At 70.1% G+C, this 17,425-nt stretch carries 18 protein-coding genes; 11 read left to right on the top strand and 7 right to left on the bottom strand.

Annotated elements, in window-relative coordinates:
- Positions 1-24: 24 nt before the first annotated feature.
- On the top strand, positions 25-1,065 hold the full coding sequence (locus tag CLV67_RS18945; protein ID WP_106320122.1) for an ROK family protein: 1,041 nt from the start codon (positions 25-27) through the stop codon (positions 1,063-1,065).
- A 4-nt stretch (positions 1,066-1,069) separates the two neighbouring features.
- Here CLV67_RS18945 and CLV67_RS18940 read toward each other — a convergent pair whose 3' ends face one another.
- On the bottom strand, positions 1,070-1,405 hold the full coding sequence (locus tag CLV67_RS18940; protein WP_106320120.1) for an STAS domain-containing protein: 336 nt from the start codon (positions 1,403-1,405) through the stop codon (positions 1,070-1,072).
- A gap of 86 nt (positions 1,406-1,491) precedes the next feature.
- Positions 1,492-2,985: a glucose-6-phosphate dehydrogenase gene (gene zwf, locus CLV67_RS18935; protein ID WP_106320118.1), complete on the bottom strand. Its 1,494-nt coding sequence runs from the start codon at positions 2,983-2,985 to the stop codon at positions 1,492-1,494.
- Positions 2,986-3,177: 192 nt separating this feature from the next.
- On the opposite strand from zwf, the gene CLV67_RS18930 reads away from it, so the two are divergent.
- A complete protein-coding gene (locus CLV67_RS18930; RefSeq protein ID WP_106320116.1) occupies positions 3,178-4,116 on the top strand; it encodes a DHH family phosphoesterase in 939 nt (312 codons plus the stop codon).
- A 258-nt stretch (positions 4,117-4,374) separates the two neighbouring features.
- Here the strand turns inward: CLV67_RS18930 and CLV67_RS18925 are convergent, their stop codons facing one another.
- Positions 4,375-5,184: a DUF1775 domain-containing protein gene (locus CLV67_RS18925; protein ID WP_106320114.1), complete on the bottom strand. Its 810-nt coding sequence runs from the start codon at positions 5,182-5,184 to the stop codon at positions 4,375-4,377.
- A gap of 99 nt (positions 5,185-5,283) precedes the next feature.
- On the opposite strand from CLV67_RS18925, the gene CLV67_RS18920 reads away from it, so the two are divergent.
- The 4 genes from CLV67_RS18920 (at position 5,284) to CLV67_RS18905 (ending at position 7,618) form a co-directional block, all read left to right on the top strand.
- Entirely contained in the window at positions 5,284-5,493 is a 210-nt protein-coding gene (locus CLV67_RS18920) for an RNA-binding S4 domain-containing protein (protein WP_093611701.1), read from the top strand.
- Positions 5,494-5,536: 43 nt separating this feature from the next.
- Positions 5,537-6,424, top strand: a complete 888-nt coding sequence (locus CLV67_RS18915; RefSeq protein ID WP_106320112.1) for a hypothetical protein — start codon at positions 5,537-5,539, stop codon at positions 6,422-6,424.
- A gap of 66 nt (positions 6,425-6,490) precedes the next feature.
- The gene (locus CLV67_RS18910; protein WP_106320110.1) at positions 6,491-7,009 is read left to right on the top strand and encodes a hypothetical protein; all 519 of its coding nucleotides are present in this window, start codon (positions 6,491-6,493) and stop codon (positions 7,007-7,009) included.
- Positions 7,010-7,060: 51 nt separating this feature from the next.
- Positions 7,061-7,618: a TetR/AcrR family transcriptional regulator gene (locus CLV67_RS18905; protein ID WP_106320109.1), complete on the top strand. Its 558-nt coding sequence runs from the start codon at positions 7,061-7,063 to the stop codon at positions 7,616-7,618.
- Positions 7,619-7,678: 60 nt separating this feature from the next.
- Here CLV67_RS18905 and CLV67_RS18900 read toward each other — a convergent pair whose 3' ends face one another.
- Together CLV67_RS18900 and CLV67_RS18895 are read right to left on the bottom strand one after the other, a co-directional pair.
- Positions 7,679-8,233: a GNAT family N-acetyltransferase gene (locus CLV67_RS18900; RefSeq protein ID WP_203737174.1), complete on the bottom strand. Its 555-nt coding sequence runs from the start codon at positions 8,231-8,233 to the stop codon at positions 7,679-7,681.
- 101 nt (positions 8,234-8,334) lie between these two features.
- Positions 8,335-8,703 carry an FKBP-type peptidyl-prolyl cis-trans isomerase gene (locus CLV67_RS18895; protein ID WP_106320105.1) on the bottom strand — a complete coding sequence of 123 codons (369 nt, stop codon included), beginning with the start codon at positions 8,701-8,703 and terminating at the stop codon, positions 8,335-8,337.
- 120 nt (positions 8,704-8,823) lie between these two features.
- Between CLV67_RS18895 and CLV67_RS18890 the strand changes: the two genes are divergently transcribed.
- The 5 genes from CLV67_RS18890 to CLV67_RS18870 are packed head-to-tail and all read left to right on the top strand — an operon-like array spanning position 8,824 to position 12,942.
- Complete coding sequence (locus CLV67_RS18890; RefSeq protein ID WP_106320103.1) at positions 8,824-9,708, top strand: lytic polysaccharide monooxygenase; 885 nt, start codon at positions 8,824-8,826, stop codon at positions 9,706-9,708.
- 34 nt (positions 9,709-9,742) lie between these two features.
- Positions 9,743-10,087 (top strand): hypothetical protein, encoded by a 345-nt coding sequence (locus CLV67_RS18885; RefSeq protein ID WP_239166401.1) that lies wholly within the window; start codon positions 9,743-9,745, stop codon positions 10,085-10,087.
- Between the two features lie 39 nt (positions 10,088-10,126).
- Complete coding sequence (locus CLV67_RS18880) at positions 10,127-11,518, top strand: DUF4331 domain-containing protein (protein WP_106320099.1); 1,392 nt, start codon at positions 10,127-10,129, stop codon at positions 11,516-11,518.
- Positions 11,519-11,544: 26 nt separating this feature from the next.
- Positions 11,545-11,919, top strand: coding sequence for a phospholipase (locus CLV67_RS18875; protein ID WP_106320097.1), 375 nt, complete (start codon positions 11,545-11,547; stop codon positions 11,917-11,919).
- Between the two features lie 9 nt (positions 11,920-11,928).
- A complete protein-coding gene (locus CLV67_RS18870; protein ID WP_239166400.1) occupies positions 11,929-12,942 on the top strand; it encodes an AraC family transcriptional regulator in 1,014 nt (337 codons plus the stop codon).
- Positions 12,943-13,894: 952 nt separating this feature from the next.
- Here the strand turns inward: CLV67_RS18870 and glgC are convergent.
- Both glgC and CLV67_RS18860 read right to left on the bottom strand, forming a co-directional pair.
- Positions 13,895-15,127 carry a glucose-1-phosphate adenylyltransferase gene (glgC, locus tag CLV67_RS18865; protein ID WP_106320095.1) on the bottom strand — a complete coding sequence of 411 codons (1,233 nt, stop codon included), beginning with the start codon at positions 15,125-15,127 and terminating at the stop codon, positions 13,895-13,897.
- A gap of 87 nt (positions 15,128-15,214) precedes the next feature.
- Positions 15,215-17,425 (bottom strand): putative bifunctional diguanylate cyclase/phosphodiesterase, encoded by a 2,211-nt coding sequence (locus CLV67_RS18860; protein WP_170153925.1) that lies wholly within the window; start codon positions 17,423-17,425, stop codon positions 15,215-15,217.

Genomic DNA, 17,425 nt, shown 5'->3' with positions numbered 1-17,425 from the left:
GGGTACTGACTTAGTCTCAAGACCGTGGATCAGGCTGAAAAGGTACGCACCCCCTCCTCGTGGGTCGTCGTCGGACTCGACAACGGCGGCACCTGCAACAACGCCACCGTCCTCGACGCGACGGGACAGTTCCTCGTCAACAACCTCGTCGAGAACCCGAGCCGGGTGCTCGACGGGCCGGAGTCGGCCGTCGAAGCCCTCGCCGACGCGTTCACCGGCATCCTCGAGCTGACCAGCACGCCGCTGTCGCTGGTCCGCGCGGTGGGTCTGGACACCCCCGGGCCGGCCAGCGCGCACGGCGTCATCTCGTCGAAGGGCGCGACCAACTTCAACCAGGTCTCCTGGCACGGCTTCGACATCCGCGGCGCCCTCGAGGCCCGCCTCGGCCTGCCGGTGATCTACAACAACGACGGCAACGCGGCCGCCCTGTACGCCCACCACCGGCACTTCGGCGCCGACGCGCCGGAGCACTCGTCGGTCTCGGCGATCGTCGGCACCGGCCTGGGCGGCGGTGTGGTCGAGGCCGGCCAGGTGGTGCGCGGCGCCGCAGGCATGGCCGGAGAGCTCGGGCACGTGCAGATCCCGCTGCACGGAGTCCTCGAGGAGGGCCAGCCCGTCCCGCAGTGCAACTGCGGCTTCGCCGGCGACGTGGAGAGCATCGCGTCGCTGACCGGCATCAAGAACAACCTGCTGCCGTACTGGCTGACCCGCTTCCCGGACCACCCACTCAACGACGAGCCGATCGCGAAGGCCGCCAAGGCCCTGCGCAGTTACGGGGAGAAGGACGACGCCCTCGCCCTCGCCGTCTTCGGTCAGCAGGCCAAGGCGGTCGGCAAGCTGTTCACCATCGCCGCGAACTTCACCGACCCGTCCGCGTACTTCCTGGGCGGAGGCGTGGTCGAGGCGGCCCCGCACTTCCGGCAGTGGTTCCTCAACAGCGTCCGGGAGGCCACCGAGCTGCGTGACGAGCAGAAGGCGGTCGCGACCTTCGCCCTCGTCCCGGACCGCGACATGGCCGGGGCCCGGGGCGCCGCCGTGGCGGCGCTCAACATGGTGGCCGTCTGATCGGTCAGTCCTCTTTGAGCGCCGCCGCCACGTCGGGGAACATCGGCAGATAGTCGCTGAGCCCCAGGGTGTCGAAGAGGCGGCGCAGGAAGCCCGACGGGGAGGCCAGACGTACCCAGCCGTCTCGTTCGGCGGCCCGGCCGTGGGCGGTGACCAGCACGCCCACACCCATCGAGTCGCAGAAGTCGAGTCCGGAGACGTCCACCACCACGCGGGGCGCGGGGCGCTCGACGAGGCGGCTCAGGTTCGCCTTGAGTGCCGGCGCGGTGTCGATGTCGAGTGATCCGCGCAGGACCAGCACGGCCGTGTTCGGTGGATGGTGCGCGACCGAGACCTGCATGTTCTGATGTCCTTTGCGTGGAACGGGCTCGCCGGGGATCGATGAATACCCTATGCGAGCCCGTCACTACGCGCAGGTTGCGCCACTCAGGCGGCGTTGCGCCACTTCCGGCCGTTGCGCCCGATCAGCCGGTCGGCGTCGGTCGGGCCCCAGGACGCGGCCTCGTACGTCGGTATCGGCGACGTGTCCTTGTTCCAGTGCTCGATGATCGGGTCGACGATCCGCCAGCTGTGCTGCACCTCGTCACTGCGGATGAACAGCGACGCGTCACCGATCAGGGCGTCCAGCAGGAGCCGCTCGTAGGCCTCCGGCGACTCCTCGACGAACGTCTGGTCGTACGAGAACTCCATGCTCGCCGTCCGCACCCGGAAGGAGTGGCCGGGCACCTTGGCGCCGAAGCGCAGCGAGATGCCCTCGTTGGGCTGGATACGCAGAATCAGCGCGTCGGCGTCCAGGCCGGTCAGCTGGTCGGTCGGGATCGGCAGGTGCGGCGGACGCTGGAACTGCAGCGCGACCTCGGTGAGGCGGGCCGGCAAGCGCTTGCCGGTACGCACGTAGAAGGGCACCCCGGCCCAGCGCCAGTTGTCCACGTTGAGCCGCATCGCCGCGTAGGTCTCCGTCCGCGACAGCGGGTCGACGCCGACCTCCTCGCGGTAGCCGGCCATCAGCTCCTCGCGGGTGCCGCCACGGGTGTACTGCCCGCGGACCGCGGCGTCGGCGATGTCACGGTCGGTGGGGAGCCGGATCGCCTGGAGCAGTTTCACCTTCTCGTTGCGCAGGCCCTCGGCCTCGAACGATGCGGGCGGCTCCATCAGTGCCAGGGCGAGGACCTGGAGCACGTGGTTCTGCACGATGTCGCGCATCGCGCCGGCGCCCTCGTAGAAGCCGCCGCGGGTGCCGACGCCGAGCGTCTCGGCCACGGTGATCTGCACGTGGTCGACCCAGGAGCGGTCCCAGATGGGCTGGAAGATCGAGTTGGCGAAGCGCAGCGCCAGCACGTTCTGGACGGTGTCCTTGCCCAGGTAGTGGTCGATGCGGAAGACCTGGTGCTCCTCGAACGCGCCGTGCACGATGCCGTCGAGCTCACGCGCGGTGGCCAGGTCGCGGCCGTACGGCTTCTCGATGACCAGACGCGAGAAGGAGCCCTCGTCCGCCTGGTTGAGGCCGGCGCCGGCCAGCCCGTTGATCACCGGCTCGAACGCGCCGGCCGGGGTGGACAGGTAGAACAGCCGGTTACCGGAGGTGCCGCGGGACGCGTCGAGCTCGTCGAGGGTCTCGGCCAGGCGCTTGTAGGTGTCCGGGTCGTCGTAGCCGCCGGCCACGTACCGCACGCCGCCGGCCAGCTGCCGTTTCTCCGACAGGCTGCGCCCGCCCAGGGCGCTCTCGGCGAACTGCTCGTCGCTCATCGCCGTGCGCGCGACGCCGACCAGCGCGAACTGGTCGGGGAGCCGCCCGTGCCGGGCCAGGTTCTCGACCGCCGGCAGCAGCTTGCGGCGGGTCAGGTCGCCGGACGCGCCGAAGATCACCAGCGTGGCTGGCGGGGCGCTGCGCTCCTGGATGAGCTGAGGTGCGTGGTCCATGGTCTGCGAGTCCTCCGACCGGGTCGTAACCGTCCGTTTGAACCTTACGGCCGGTAACCCTCGGACGGTTCATCCACTTCCTGTAAAGCGGGACAACGTGGCGGTGAACACGTCCGTACGTCGATGCAGGTCGGGCGATAGCGAAAAAAGTGGCAAACTGGTCTCAAAGGTCTGGCAACCGAGGGGGACCCCGTGAAGTACCGGCTCGTGACCCGTAGCGACTTCGACGGTCTCGTGTGTGCCGTACTACTGCGCCATCTCGACATGATCGACGACATCCTCTTCGTGCACCCCAAAGACGTCCAGGACGGCGTCGTCGACGTGACCGACCGCGACATCCTGACCAACGTGCCGTACGACCCGCGCGCCAACATGGTGTTCGACCACCACCACTCGGAGACCCTGCGTAACACCGGTGAACTCAGCAACCACGTCATCGACGCGGAGGCGCCGTCGGCCGCCCGGGTGATCTACGAGCACTTCGGCGGCAGAGCCCGGTTCCCGAAGGTCACCGACGACCTGATGCGCGCCGTGGACCAGGCCGACTCGGCCGACTACACGCTGACCGACATCCTCAGCCCGACCGGCTGGACACTGCTCAACTTCCTGATGGACAGCCGCACCGGCCTGGGCCGCTTCCGCAACTTCCGGATCTCCAACTATCAGCTGATGATGCAGCTCATCGACGCGTGCATCGAGCACAACGACGTGAACGAGATCCTCGCCCTGCCCGACGTGGTGGAACGCTCCGAGCTGTTCCACGAGTGCTCTCAGCGGTTCGTCGACCAGCTGCACCGGGTGTGCCACATGGAGGGCGACGTGGTCGTCGTCGACCTGCGTGACGAGGAGGTGATCGAGGCGGGGAACCGGTTCATGGTCTACGCGCTGTTCCCCGAGTCACGTGTGTCGGTGCACATCATCTGGGGCCGGCAGAAGCTCAACACCGTCTTCGCCTGCGGCAAGTCGATCCTGGACCGCACCTCGCCGGTCGACGTGGGTGAGGTGATGCTGCGCTACGGGGGAGGCGGTCACCTCGCGGCCGGCACCTGTCAGGTCCCGCACGACGAGTCCGAGCGGGTCGAACGCGAGATCATCGACGCGCTGCGCACCGAGCGGGTCGTCCCGGTCTGACCGAACGGACGGGGCTGTCGTACAGCCCCGTCCGTTCGGCACGCGGATCACGGGCCTTGCCCGGGCCCCACCCGCTGGTCGTGGTTTCGCGCCCCACGCGCTCGCCACGACGTCCCTCCACGCCCACCCGCGTGAAGGCGAGGGTTGTTCGCGACCTACCTGTACTTTCGCGATCCGCAAGCGGGCCGTAACCGTCTCGGCCGTCGCGAACAACCCTCATTTCCCAATGCAGCAGGCCCGGCCTGCCATGGGAGTCTCTCAGCCCTTGTAACTCCACTTGGAGTCGCCGGCGGCCACCGGCTCCTTCTCGCCGTCCTCGTCCACTGCCACGTCGTCGCCGGCCGGGGTCTCCTCGGGCTCGCCCGGCTCCTCCTCGGCGCGGTGCCGTCCACGCAGCGCCATGAACCCGACCGCGAGCAGCGCCAGCGCGGCGACCACCCAGCCGCCGATCGACAGCGGCGACGGTCCGTCGTCCTGCTGCGCCTGCGCCGCGATCTGGTCGAACAGCGCCTGCTCGGACGCCGAGCCCTCGTTGCCGGCGGTGCCGCCGTGGTGGGACACCGGCAGGCCGCCGTTCGACGGGCTCGTCGCCACGGTCGCGGGCATGGTGGGGCCGGCCGTGCCATCGGCGTACTTCGTGTCCATCATGAACCGCACCGAGCTCAGCGCCGGCATCGGCCCGAGCGCGACAGTCAGGTCGGCAGACTTGCCGGGTTCGATCTTCGCGCCGTTCACCGCGAGCCAGACGATCGAGTCGGAGGCCTCGGTCACCGGGGTGCCGCCGTGGATGGTGTCCAGCGGCACGCTCAGCTTGCGGTAGGTGATCCGTGGCGCCCAGTCGTCGACCGACAGCGGGTACACCTCGGCGATCGGAGTGTCCGCCGGAATCTTCAGCGTCACCTCGGTGATCGGCGCGGTGCCCTCGTTGGTCACATGGAAGCTCAGGTTCGCTCCACTGCCCTGCGGCACGCTCGCCGGGTTCACCGTCACGTCCGCCGCGGCCGGGCCGGCGGCGAACAGCACGCCGACGGCGGTCACAGCGGTCATCACGCCCGCACGGCGGGCCATCCCCAGATGCCTCACGACATGTAGTTCGGATCACCGGCCCCGATGGTTCAACCTCGACCCAGAAGATTTCGAGGAGATCTCGTGACGGATGATGAACCCATGCGTGACGTGCCCATCGACGGCGACATGATCCGGCTCGGCCAGTTCCTCAAGCTGGCCGATCTCATCGACACCGGCGGAGAGGGCAAGATCCTGATCGCCTCCGGGGACGTCACCGTCAACGGCGAGGTCGACGTGCGACGCGGCCGGCAACTCCATCCGGGCGACGTCGTCGAGGTTCTCGGGCGCAGGGCCCGGGTGGTTTCTTAGCGAAGGCCGGAACCTCGGCGGGGTCCGTTTCGTCGTACTCGTCATGACCATCAACCGCGGGCTCATGACCGCTGTCGCCGTCCCCCTCATGCTCCTGGGCGCGTGCGCGCGGCCCGGCGTCGCCGGCGAGGCCGGCTCACCGGGTTCCGCCGCACCGGTCACCGAGAGCACCACCGCCGATCCGGCCGCCATCGCCCTGCGCGTGGAGTATCGCGGTGGTTTCGTCCCGGCCGAGACCATCCCGTCCCGGATCCCGCTGTTCAGCTTCTACGCCGACGGGCGCGCGGTGACCGAGGGGCCGGTCACCCTGATCTATCCCGGTGCGGCCCTGCCGAACATGCAGGAAATCAAGATCAGCCCGGCCAAGCTGACGGAGCTGACCGACGCGGCCCTCGCGGCGGGCGTCAAATCCGGAGCAGACTTCGGTACGCCCGGAGTCGCCGACATCCCCAGCACGAGGATCAGCGTCGTCACCGCCGGTGGTGAGCAGTCCGTCGAGGTGATGGCGCTCAGCGAGGCCAGCCCCGACGACCAGAGCCTGACCGCCGCCCAGCAGGCCGCGCGCAAGAAGCTGACCGAGTTCCTGGGCACGTTGCACGCCCAGTTCGCCGACGCGGCCAGCCCGCCCGCGAAGCCCTATCAGGCTCAGCGGCTGGCGGTGCTCGCCACGCCGTACCAGGAGACCGGCGACGGCATGGGCGGGGCCCCGGTCAAGTGGCCGGCCGCCGACCTGCCCGGCGCGTTCCTCAACGAGCAGCTGCGGATCAACTGCCTGACCGTCGAGGGCACCGAGAAGGACGAGGTCCTGGCACTGGCGAGCAAGGCCAACGAGCGCACGCCGTGGGAGTCCGCAGGCAAGAAGTGGCAGATCAAGTTCCGCCCGCTGCTGCCGGACGAGAAGGAGTGCGCGGACCTGCGGAGGCAGGCGTGACGCCGATCGGGGAGCCGCTCGACGATAGTGTACCAGTAGTACACACCGCCGGTACACTCATCGTCCATGAGCGTGATGGTGCGCGTCCTCGGGACGATCTGCGTGACGATCCTGCTGGCCTACCCGATCTGGGCCCCGCAGTGGGGCAGCGGGATCCTGGGGGAGATTGCGGGGCAGCCCCTCTGGGCTAGCGCCGCGATCGTCGCCGGATTCCTCGCGCTGGTCGCGTTCTACTGCCGTGCCCTGCACCGGACCCTGCTCCTGGTCCGGCCCGGGGCGCGGCAGGCCCGGCCCGCGTCGGTGTGGTGGATGTTCGCGATCCCGCACAACTTCGTCGAGGACTTCTTCATCGTCCGGGCGGTCGCCGCCTCGCTGGCCGCCGACGGCGCCGGCGGGGTGCGGCGCTGGGCTTCGCTCGGGTACGGCTGGTGCGCCCTCCAGATCGTGTCCCTGCTCCCCGGCGCCGCCGGGCTGGCCGGGGGAGCGATGGCCCTGCCGCTGTGGGCCGCCCACTGGCTCCTGACCGCCCGCCTGAACCGTGCTCTGGCCGCCAGAACCAACCCCCCGGCTGTGCTGTACCGCTGACTCGGCGGGCCTGAGACAGCGGTACAGCACAGCCGGGTTAGGGTTTGGACCGTGCCGCTGCCCCGCTTCGACCGGCTGTCGCCCGAGTCACGGGCCGCGATCCTCGCCGTAGCCCGGTCGCATTTCGCCCGTGACGGCCGCGACGGCGCCTCGTTCAACCGGATCATCGCGGACGCGGGGATCTCCAAGACCAGCGCCTACCACTACTTCGACGGCAAGGACGACCTGTTCGCGGCGGTGGCCGCCGACACCGCGGGTCGCGTGCTGGCCGTGCTCGGTCCCTGGGAGCCGGTCGACGGCGCCGGCGAGCTGTGGGAGCGCCTCGCGGACGGGAGCCGCCGGTTGCTCGGCCACCTGCGCGAGCACCCGGACGATCGAGCCGTGCTCGCGGCCGATGCTCCGGATGCCGGTCAGGGCGACCCGTGGATCGCCGCCATGGTCGCCGACGGGGTTCGTATCGGCCTGATCGACGCGGGGCCGGGTATCGAGCTGCTTACCGCGGCCACGGCGGCCGTCATCGGGGTGGCCGACGCTCGTGCGCTGCAGGGCACCGGTGACGGCGGGGAACTGCGGACACTTCTGGAACGGCTGTGGGCCGTCTCGCGGTGATCAACGGCGGTCCGGCGGGAGCAACGGCGGTTCGGCCTGGACACGGCGGTCCTGCGGCGATCACCAGACGTCGCCCTCGCGCCAGTCGCAGGTGAGGGTGCCCGTCAGGACCAGGCCGGGGGCCGGGCGGACCAGGGTGCTGTCGTCGTCGTCCGGGGTGCGGGTCACGCCGCCGGGCGCGAGCACCGCGGTCGGGCCCTTCCAGGGCAACCAGCCGCGGGCGAGATAGAGGCCGCGGCCGTCGTCGGAGGCGGAGAGGGCACCGAAGTCGTACCCGCCGTCGATCAGCCGCTCGGCCTCGGTCATCACCGCCGTGGCGAGACCCTGCCCGCGCCACCGCGGATGCACCGCGACCGCCTCGACGTAGCCGCACCGCCAGGACCGGCCGTCGTGCAGGAACCGGCGCTGCACCACCGCGCCGTGAGCGACCGGTGCGCCGTCGCGGGTGACGATCAGGTGCAGGCCGCCGAGTGCGTGTTCCCAGTCGTGGTCGTCGAAGTGACCGTCGAAGGCCAGGTCGAGCAGAGCTCGGACGGCGGTGCGTTCGTCGGGGCGCAGATCGGCGGTCGGTGTGATGCGTACCGTGGACACTCCGGGATTCTCCAGCGGCTGCATGTCCAAGATCATGACGTGCGGCGTTGTCGATCTTCTCTTGTTTCGCTCTCGGCGGCCGCGTTTCCCTCTTCGCGTGGCGACGCGGCCGCCGGCAGCGGGAGTCAGTGCACCTGGAGCAGGTCCACCACGAAGACGAGGGTCTCGTTCGGCTTGATCGCGCCGGCCGCGCCGCGTGAGCCGTAACCCAGGTGCGGCGGGATGACCAGCTTGCGGCGGCCGCCCACCTTCATACCGGCGACACCCTGGTCCCAGCCCGCGATGACCTGCTGGCCGGCCACCCGGAAGCCGAACGCCTCGCCCCGGTTGTAGGAGGCGTCGAACTCCTTGCCCGTCGACTGGGCGACACCCACGTAGTGGACGCTCACGAAGTCGCCGGCCTTCGCCTCCTGGCCCTCCCCCTCGACGATGTCCTCGATCAGCAGTTCGCTGGCGGGAGCGTCAGGAATCGGACCGACATCGGGCTTGTTCATGAATCCTCCTGGTTTCTTACTGACTCGGCCATGCAATCACAGGACCGTGGCCGATGAACGAGCGGTGCCTGAACTCCGTACCCCCGGGTGGCTCTTGCCCTGCCGTACCCGGGAGATCTCATGTTCGTCCGCCGCCTCGCCGCCGCCGGCCTGCTCGCCGCCGCCGCCGTCCCCGCCCTGCCCGCCCCCGCGATGGCGCACGGAGCGCCGATGACGCCGATCAGCCGCAGCGCCGCCTGCGGCGGCAACGGCACGCAACGTGGCGCCGCGGCCTGCAAGGCCGCGCTCAAGGTCACCGACGGCTTTCTTGGGGCGTACGACAACGTGCGGCTCGCCAACGTGAAGGACGACCGGACGCGCGTTCCGGACGGAAAGCTCTGCAGCGCCGGGATCGACCTCTACCGGGGCCTCGACCTGGCGCGCGACGACTTCCCGTCGACGAAGGTGGCGTCCGGGCAGAAGCTCAAAATCTCCTACCGGGGCACCATCCCGCACCAGGGGTCGTTCCGTCTCTATCTCACCCGTGCGGGCTACGACCCGGCGAAGAAGCTCACCTGGGACGACCTCGGTTCGCCGCTCGCCGACATCAAGGATCCGCCGCTGACCGACGGGGCATACCGGATGCGGGTGACGCTGCCGAAACGGACCGGGCGGCACATCCTCTACACGGTCTGGGAGACCAGCAACACCCCGGACACATACTATTCCTGCTCCGACCTGGTGTTCCCAGCGGCGGCCTCGGCCCCGCCGGCCACCCCTTCCGCCGCGGCTCCCACCACGAGGAAGGCCGCCGTGGTGAAGACGACCCCGCCGGTGGCCCCGTCGTCGCCGGAGCCCGCCGCCCCGCCGCCGGCCACCATCGACCCGGAGCCGGTCGCCATCTCGAAGCCGGACGACGGAATGGTCGGTTTCGGTCACTGGCTGATCGGCGGGGCGATCACCGCAGCGTTGCTGGCAGCGGCCGGTGCGGGCCTTTCCCGCCTCCGCCGCGGACGTACCCGCTGAGCGTTCTCGAAAACTTTTGTTGAACCGCCGGGACGTGGATCTCGTACTGATCGGCGTCGACGATGCATCGCCTGTCAGGCCCCCCAACGATGAAAGGCCAAGCATGAGTCGTGTTCGTTACCGCGCACCGGGCCGCACCTCGTGGCTGTCCCGCCGCCGCGTGCTGGCCCTCGCCGCTACCGGTGTCGGCGTCTCCGCCGTCTCGGTGGCCGGTCTCAGCCTCGCCGGTGAGACCGAGAGCAAGGACGGCGGCGCGCCGCTCGTCATCTCGCTGCGCGATGTCAAGAAGGGCACGATCGACGTCTTCTCCGGTGAGAAGGTCAAGACGATCACCGACAAGAAGCTCGTGGCCAGCCTGCTAAAAGCCGCCGGCCGCTGACCTTCCGACGTTACCTTCCGACAGGAGATCCCCCCGAACATGTCTTCCCATCGCGAAGCGCCGGAGATCAGCAAGGACCCGGTCGCCGACAGCTCCGACCTGTACGCGTTCGTCAGCCCCGACGATCCGGACACGGTCACCATCATCGCCAACTACGTGCCGCTCCAGATCCCCGCCAGCGGCCCGAACTTCTTCGAGTTCGGCGATGACGTGCTGTACGAGATCCACATCGACGCGAACGGTGACGCCCGCCCGGACATCACCTACCAGTTCCGGTTCCGCACCGAGCTGCGCAACGACAAGACGTTCCTGTACAACACCGGTCAGATCAAGTCGCTGGACGACGAGAACTGGAACCGTCGACAGTTCTACTCGGTGACCAAGGTCGACAGCCACGGCAAGAGCACCGTCCTGGCGAACAAGCTCCCGTGCCCGCCCTGCAACGTCGGCAAGATCTCGATCCCCGACTACGACAAGCTCGCCGCCGACGCGGTGCACAAGCTGAAGAGCCGCGAGATCGTCTTCGCCGGCCAGCGGGCCGACGCCTTCTTCGTCGACCTCGGCGCGATCTTCGACCTGGGTACGCTGCGCCCGTTCCAGGACAAGCACCTGGTCGGCTCGCAGTTGTTCAACTACGCGGGCAAGGCCGTCAACGCCACCGACAAGACCAACGTGCACAGCATCGCGATCCAGATCCCGCTGGACATGGTCCGCCGCGACGGCAAGAAGCGGGTCCGGGCCAAGGACGCGGGCGCCGTCATCGGCGTGTGGACGTCCGCGAGCCGCCGTCAGGTCGAGGTCCGTGGCGACAAGGGCGCCGGTGACGTGGTGGTAGGCCCGCAGGTGCAGGTCTCCCGGCTCGGCAACCCGCTGTTCAACGAGGTCATCGTGCCGATGGCGCAGAAGGACAAGTTCAACAGCCTGCCGCCGAGCGAGGACAAGCGGTTCGCCGAGTTCGTCGCCACGCCCGAGCTGGGAGCGCTCCTGCCGGTGCTCTACCCGGGTCTCTTCGACAACCTGGCGGAGTTCAACAAGACCAAGGAGCCCCGCGCCGATCTGCTGGCCATCCTGCTGACCGGCATCCCGGACGGGATCATCGACGGCTTCCAGAACAACACCGGCACCCTTCAGGCCGACATGCTGCGGCTCAACACGGCCATCCCGCCGGCCGAGAAGGAGAACGCCTTCGGTGTCGTCGGCGGCGACCTCGCAGGTTTCCCCAACGGGCGCCGCATCGCCGACGACGTGGTCTCCATCTCCATCAAAGCCGTGGCCGGCGCCACGTTGCCGCTGGTGAACAAAGACTTCAAGGCCGACGCCGCGTCCGCCGCGGTCGAGCAGGGCCTGAGCATCAAGAACGTCAGCGCCAAGCTCCTGAAGAAGTTCCCGTACCTGCCCGTTCCGTTCGACGGCTTCTCCAACCCGTCCTGACCTCATTTTCCGCAGGGAGTTCCGTCATGAGTCTCGGACACGGTGACCACCACCATCACCACCACACCTTCGCGCCGTCCGGTCAGGGCACGGTCATGCTCAACATCGGCGGTACGATCGGCGCGCTGATCATCAACACGCCGTCCGTGCTGCACGGCCACGAGATCGAGGTGTCCCCGGTCGAGGACACCGGACGGCGTACCCACGCCGCGGTCCGCGCCCGGTACGTCCGTTCGGGTGTCACCTTCTGTGTGGTCATCGACAGTCTGCCGGAGGGCCGCTACGTGGTCTGGCAGGACGAGGACACCCCGCTCACCCAGGTCGACGTGCGCGGCGGTGCCGTCGCCGAGGTCACCTGGCCGGCGAATCTCGTCCCCGGCAGGACACCTCTCACGGTCTAGTCTGGACGGATGGCAGGCGAGCGGCTCCCGGGCCCGGCGACGCCGGGCGCGGACGTCCCGGTCCATGTCGGCCTGCGCACCTCCGACATGGACGAGGCAACCGACTTCTGCCGCAAGCTCTACTACGGACCCCTGCGGATCGAGCCGGTCGGTGACCCCGGCCGGCTGCGGTTCACCGCCGACGTGGCGACGCTCGGTCCGATCACCGTCGGTGAGGTGCGGTACGGCACCGACATCCGCGTGTCGATCGGGGCGCTCGAGACGGCGTACCACGTCCTGGTGCCGCTCAACGGCTTCATCCGCTCCCAGCACCGCGGCTCGGCGGTCTTCGCCGACGCCTCCCGCGCCGTCGTCTACCGGCCCACCGGCGACATCGAAATCGACTGGCCCGGCACCTGCCGCCTGCTCAGCGTGAAGGTCGATCGCGCCGCCCTGGAACGCGAGGTGGACGCGGCCCTCGACCAGCGGGTCGTCTCCCCGCTGCCGCTCGGCGCCACCTTCGACCTGGTCGACGGTCCCGGCCGCACCTGGGCCGCCCTGGCCCGGCTGCTCCTGCACGAGCTACGCGGCCCCGACGCTCTCGCCAGCCGCCCCCGGATGGCCGCCCGCTGGCGTGACATGGTGGTCAGCGGCCTGGCCCTCACCGTCGAACACCCCTACGGCGAGGAGCCGGCCGGACTGCAGGGCCCGCACCGCCCGCGTACGGTCAAACGCGCCCTCGACGCCATGAACACCGAACCGGCACGTGGCTGGACCACCCACGATCTGGCCGCCCTCGCCGGTGTCGGAGCCCGCGTGCTGCAGGAGTCGTTCCGCCAGCACGTCGGCCTGCCGCCGCTGACCTACCTGCGCCGCCTGCGCCTCGACGGCGTGCACGACGAGCTGTCCCGCTCCGAACCGGGCCGGGTCAGCGTCAGCGAGGTCGCCTATCGGTGGGGCTTCACCCACCTGGGCCGCTTCGCGGGCGCCTATCGTGACCGCTTCGGCGAGTCCCCGTCCCAGACCCTCCGCGGCCGCCGCTGACCAGCGACTTGCGCACGTTGCCCCCGCTGTTGATCTGCGTGCTGCGGCTCGCGCTCGTCTCGCGGCGGTGTCGATCGGCAGGCTGCGGGTCGCGCACGCCTCCCGGCGGTGTTGATCTGCGGGCGGTGGCTTACGCATGCCTCCTGGGTGGTCTTGATCGGCGAGCAGCGGCTTACGCACGCTTCCTGGGCAGGGAAGCAGCCATTGCCCACAGCTCGCCGCCGAAAACGGGCGAAGTTGATCATCCAGCTGTGGGTTGTGGCGGTTATGCACTGGCGGGACGCGCGGCGCCCCTCGGCGCGGCGAGTCGCGAAGCCATGTTCTGCCGGGTTCCGGTCTGGTGGGGTAGCGGTGGTCTGCGTCTGTTGGCTGCGGTGTGGCCGGGTCCCGGTCTGGTGGGGTGAAGAGCGGCTGCCGGGCGACGGTGTGGCCGACCTTGGCCTGGTGGGGAAGCGGGGCATGGCGCGTCCGACCTGGCTCGGCAGGGTGTGAGGGCATGGCATGTCCGACCTGGGCGCGGAGGGGGATGACAGCTGGCGTCTGCTGGGACAGCTCGTGCCGACCTCGACCTACCGGAGTAATGGCATCCGGCCAAGGCGGAGTGTGTCCGATTTCGGCCTGGCGGAGTGAACGGCAGCCAGCATCTGCTCGGACTGGTGTGCCTGCCCTCGGTGGCGGGGGTGGGCCGCGGGTGCTCGGACTGGTGTGCCTGCCCTCGGTGGCGGGGGTGGGCCGCGGGGGTCGGTGAGAGGGCGGCCGGAGTCTGCTGGGCCGCTGGGCCGGGCCGGCGCGGGCGCCACGGATGGGTGGTGCCCCGCTGCGGGGTAACGGTGCGGGGACGCCCTCAGCCCCGGCGGTGGCTCTGGGGCCGTGAGGGATCGCCTGCGTCGCGGCGGAGCCCCGGGACGCGACAGGTGCGTTCGGGGCCGGCGTAGCCGTACCGGATAAGGGGTTAAAGCTCTACTCTCTGCCCCTTGCCGATGACCACCACGCCGTTGTCGCTGACGGTGTAGAGCTTGCGGTCACGATCGAGGTCGACGCCTATCTGCGCGCCCTCGGGGATGACGACGTTCTTGTCGATGATGGCGTTGCGGATGACCGCGCGCCGGCCGACCGAGACGCCCTCCATGATGACCGCGCCGTCGACGTGGGCCCATGAGTTGACGCGGACGTTCGGGGAGATGACCGAGCGTTCGACCAGCGCGCCGGAGACCACGACGCCGGGGGAGATCATCGAGTCGAGGGCGCGGCCCTGGCGGTCGTCGTAGCCGTGGACGAACTTCGCGGGCGGCCACGAGCCGTAGTTGGTGAAGATCGGCCAGTCGTGGTTGTAGAGGTTGAAGATCGGCAGTGTGGCGATGAGGTCCATGTGGGCCTCGTAGAACGAGTCGAGGGTTCCCACGTCGCGCCAGTAGCCGCGGTCGCGGTCGGTGGCGCCGGGCAGCTCGTTGTCGCGGAAGTCGTAGACGTTCGCCTCGCCGCGTTCGACCAGCATGGGGATGATGTTGCCGCCCATGTCGTGCTTGCTGTCGGGGTTCTGCGCGTCGGCGGAGACCGCCTCGCACAGGGCGCGGGTGGTGAAGACGTAGTTGCCCATCGACGCGTAGACCTGGTCGGGTGCGTCGGGCAGGCCGACGGCGTCCTTCGGCTTCTCGCGGAAGGCACGGATGCGCTTGCCGTCGGCGCCGACGTCGATGACGCCGAACTGGTCGGCGAGGCTCAGCGGCTGGCGGATGCCGGCGACGGTGACCGCGGCCCCGGAGGCGATGTGGTCGTTGACCATCTGCTTCGGGTCCATGCGGTAGATGTGGTCGGCGCCGAAGACGATCACGTAGTCGGGCGACTCGTCGTTGATCAGGTTGAGGCTCTGGTAGATCGCGTCGGCGGAGCCGGCGAACCAGCGCGGGCCCAGGCGCTGCTGGGCGGGGACCGGGGTGACGTAGTTGCCGAGCAGCGTCGACATGCGCCACGTCTTGGAGATGTGCCGGTCCAGGGAGTGCGACTTGTACTGCGTCAGCACGACGATCTTGAGGTACCCGGCGTTGGCCAGGTTCGACAGCACGAAGTCGATCATGCGATAGATACCGCCGAACGGCACACCGGGTTTGGCCCGGTCAGCCGTCAACGGCATCAGGCGCTTGCCTTCCCCACCAGCCAGAACGATCGCAAGCACCTTGACTGCCATGGGGAGGACGCTAATATTCCGGCCGCCCCCGCGCCACCCGAAAGGGCGGTTCGAAATATCTTGCTGGCGATGAGGCCTTCTTTCCGGTCAGGCCGCGACCCCCTCGACCCGGGTGCCGAGCAGCGTCCCGATGGTCTCGGCGTCGGCCGGACGGCCGAAGTGGTAGCCCTGCGAGAGCGGGCAGTCCAGTTCCCGGAGCAGGTCCGCCTGCCCGGCGGTCTCGACGCCCTCGGCCACCGCGATGAGGCCCTGGCCGCGGGCCAGCTCGAGGATGGCCCTGGTCAGGCTCACGTCCTGGGGCCGCGGCGGGTCCTCGTGGCGGCGGATGAACGACTGGTCGATCTTGAGGATGTCGACCGGCAGGGCGTGCAGGTAGGCCAGCGACGAGTACCCGGTACCGAAGTCGTCGATCGCGATCCGGATGCCGCGCGACCGCAGCGTCCCGAGTACCGGGGTGTCCGCGGCGTCGATCAGCACCGATTCGGTGATCTCCAGCACCAGCGCCGCGGCGGGCAGCCCGGTGTCGGCCAGGATCTCCAGCACCGTGGCGGCGAAGCCGGGGTCGCGCAGCTGGTGGGTGGAGACGTTGACGGTCAGGTAGAGCCCGTGCTCCCGGTGCCAGGCCACGGCCTGCCCGCACGCCAGCCGCAGCGCCTGTGCGCCGATCGCGATGATCAGGCCGGTCTGCTCGGCGACCGGGATGAACACGCCCGGCGGTACCAGCTCCCCGTCGCGGCGCCAGCGCATCAGCGCCTCGACGCCGGTGATCCGGGCCGTCCCGGTCTCCACCACCGGCTGATAGTGCATGAACAGGCCGCCGTCGGTCAGCGCCTGGCGCAGGCCGGCCGCGATCCGGGCGCGTTCGGACTGCTCGGCGCGCAGTGACTCGTCGAAACGGGCGGTGCGGGCGCCACCGGCCTGCTTCGCGGCGCGCAGGGCCAGATCGGCGTCACCGAGAACGGCATCATTCCCGGGTACGCCCTCCGCGAGCCCCGCACGCGCGGTGAGATGGATGCGCCGCTCCCCGGCCTCGTACGGCGCCACCGACACGGCCGTCACCACGCGGTCGGCCAGCTCCGCCGCGTCGGCCCCGGTGGTGACCAGGAAGCCGAACTCGTCGCCGCCCAGGCGGGCCACCATCGCGACCTCGGGCGCGAACCGCAGCAGCCGCCCGGCCACCTGGCGCAGCACCGTGTCGCCGACGTGGTGGCCGTACGTGTCGTTGACCTCCTTGAACCCGTCCAGCGCGCACAGGATCAGGGCGAACGGCCGCTCCCCGGCGACGGCCCGATCCAGATGTTCCAGCAGCAGGTCACGGTTGGCCAGGCCGGTCAGCCCGTCGTGCCCGGCCCGGTAGGCCAGCTGCTCCTGCAGCGCCCGCTGCTCGGCGAGCGCCTGGCGGGCCTGTACGGCGCGGCGCTGGGCGAGCCGGGCGAGCAGCACGATCCGTAGCAGCAGCAGCCCGCACAGCCCGGCGGTGAGCAGCGCGGGGACGATCACCACGCCTCGCGGGTCGGCGATCGCCGGCAGCAGGGGGCTGGCGACGGCGGCGGCGTACATGGCGATCAGCGCGGGTCGCCGCGGCGTCGGGTCCGCGGCCTCGAACTGGGCGGCCTGCGGGTGCATGCCGGCCGCCGCCACGAACACCCACCAGAGCTGGGCCGTCAGGTGCGGCAGCCCACCGGGCAGCAGCGCCGCGGTGCCCTCGGCCCCGGCCGCGGCGTAGACCAGGTGGGCGGCGAGCAGCATGACGCCACCGGCGGCCACGAGCCGGCCGGGCACCCGCCGGGAGTCGGCGGCGGTCCGCAGCGCGGTCGCCAGGATCGCCAGGTCGAGGATCGCGTAGAGCACCGCGAGGGCGTCGTCGACCATCTCGTAACCGGGCTGGTCGAGGTACGGCAGCACGATGAACGACCACGCCAGCATCGCCAGGCAGAGCACCACGGCGGCGGCCTCGGCGGCGCCGCCGGGACGCCGCAGCCGGCTGAACTGGACGGCAGCCGCGGCGTGCAGCGCGTACTGCAGGGCCAGGGTCAGGCCCATCGGCGTGTTCGCCGGAACCCCGCCGCGGACGACCCAGAAGGCCGAGGCGGCCAGGCCGGCCGCGCTCGCCGCGGTGAACAGCCACCACCCGCACCGATGCCGGCGGGCGGCCCGGAACAGGATCACCGTCGCGATCGCCTGCGGGATCAGCCAGGCCGGCCCGCTGCCGAGCAGGTGCAGGACGAGCACCACCGCGGTGCCACCCACGAGGGTGTACTGCCAGGCCGGGAGGCGGGGGATCTGCACAGTTGCCAT

Origin of the sequence: Actinoplanes italicus, assembly GCF_003001815.1 — a bacterium.
GTDB lineage: Bacteria > Actinomycetota > Actinomycetes > Mycobacteriales > Micromonosporaceae > Actinoplanes > Actinoplanes italicus.
The sequence above is the reverse complement of the archived record's forward strand: the minus strand, read 5'-3'. Positions and strand labels throughout refer to the sequence as shown.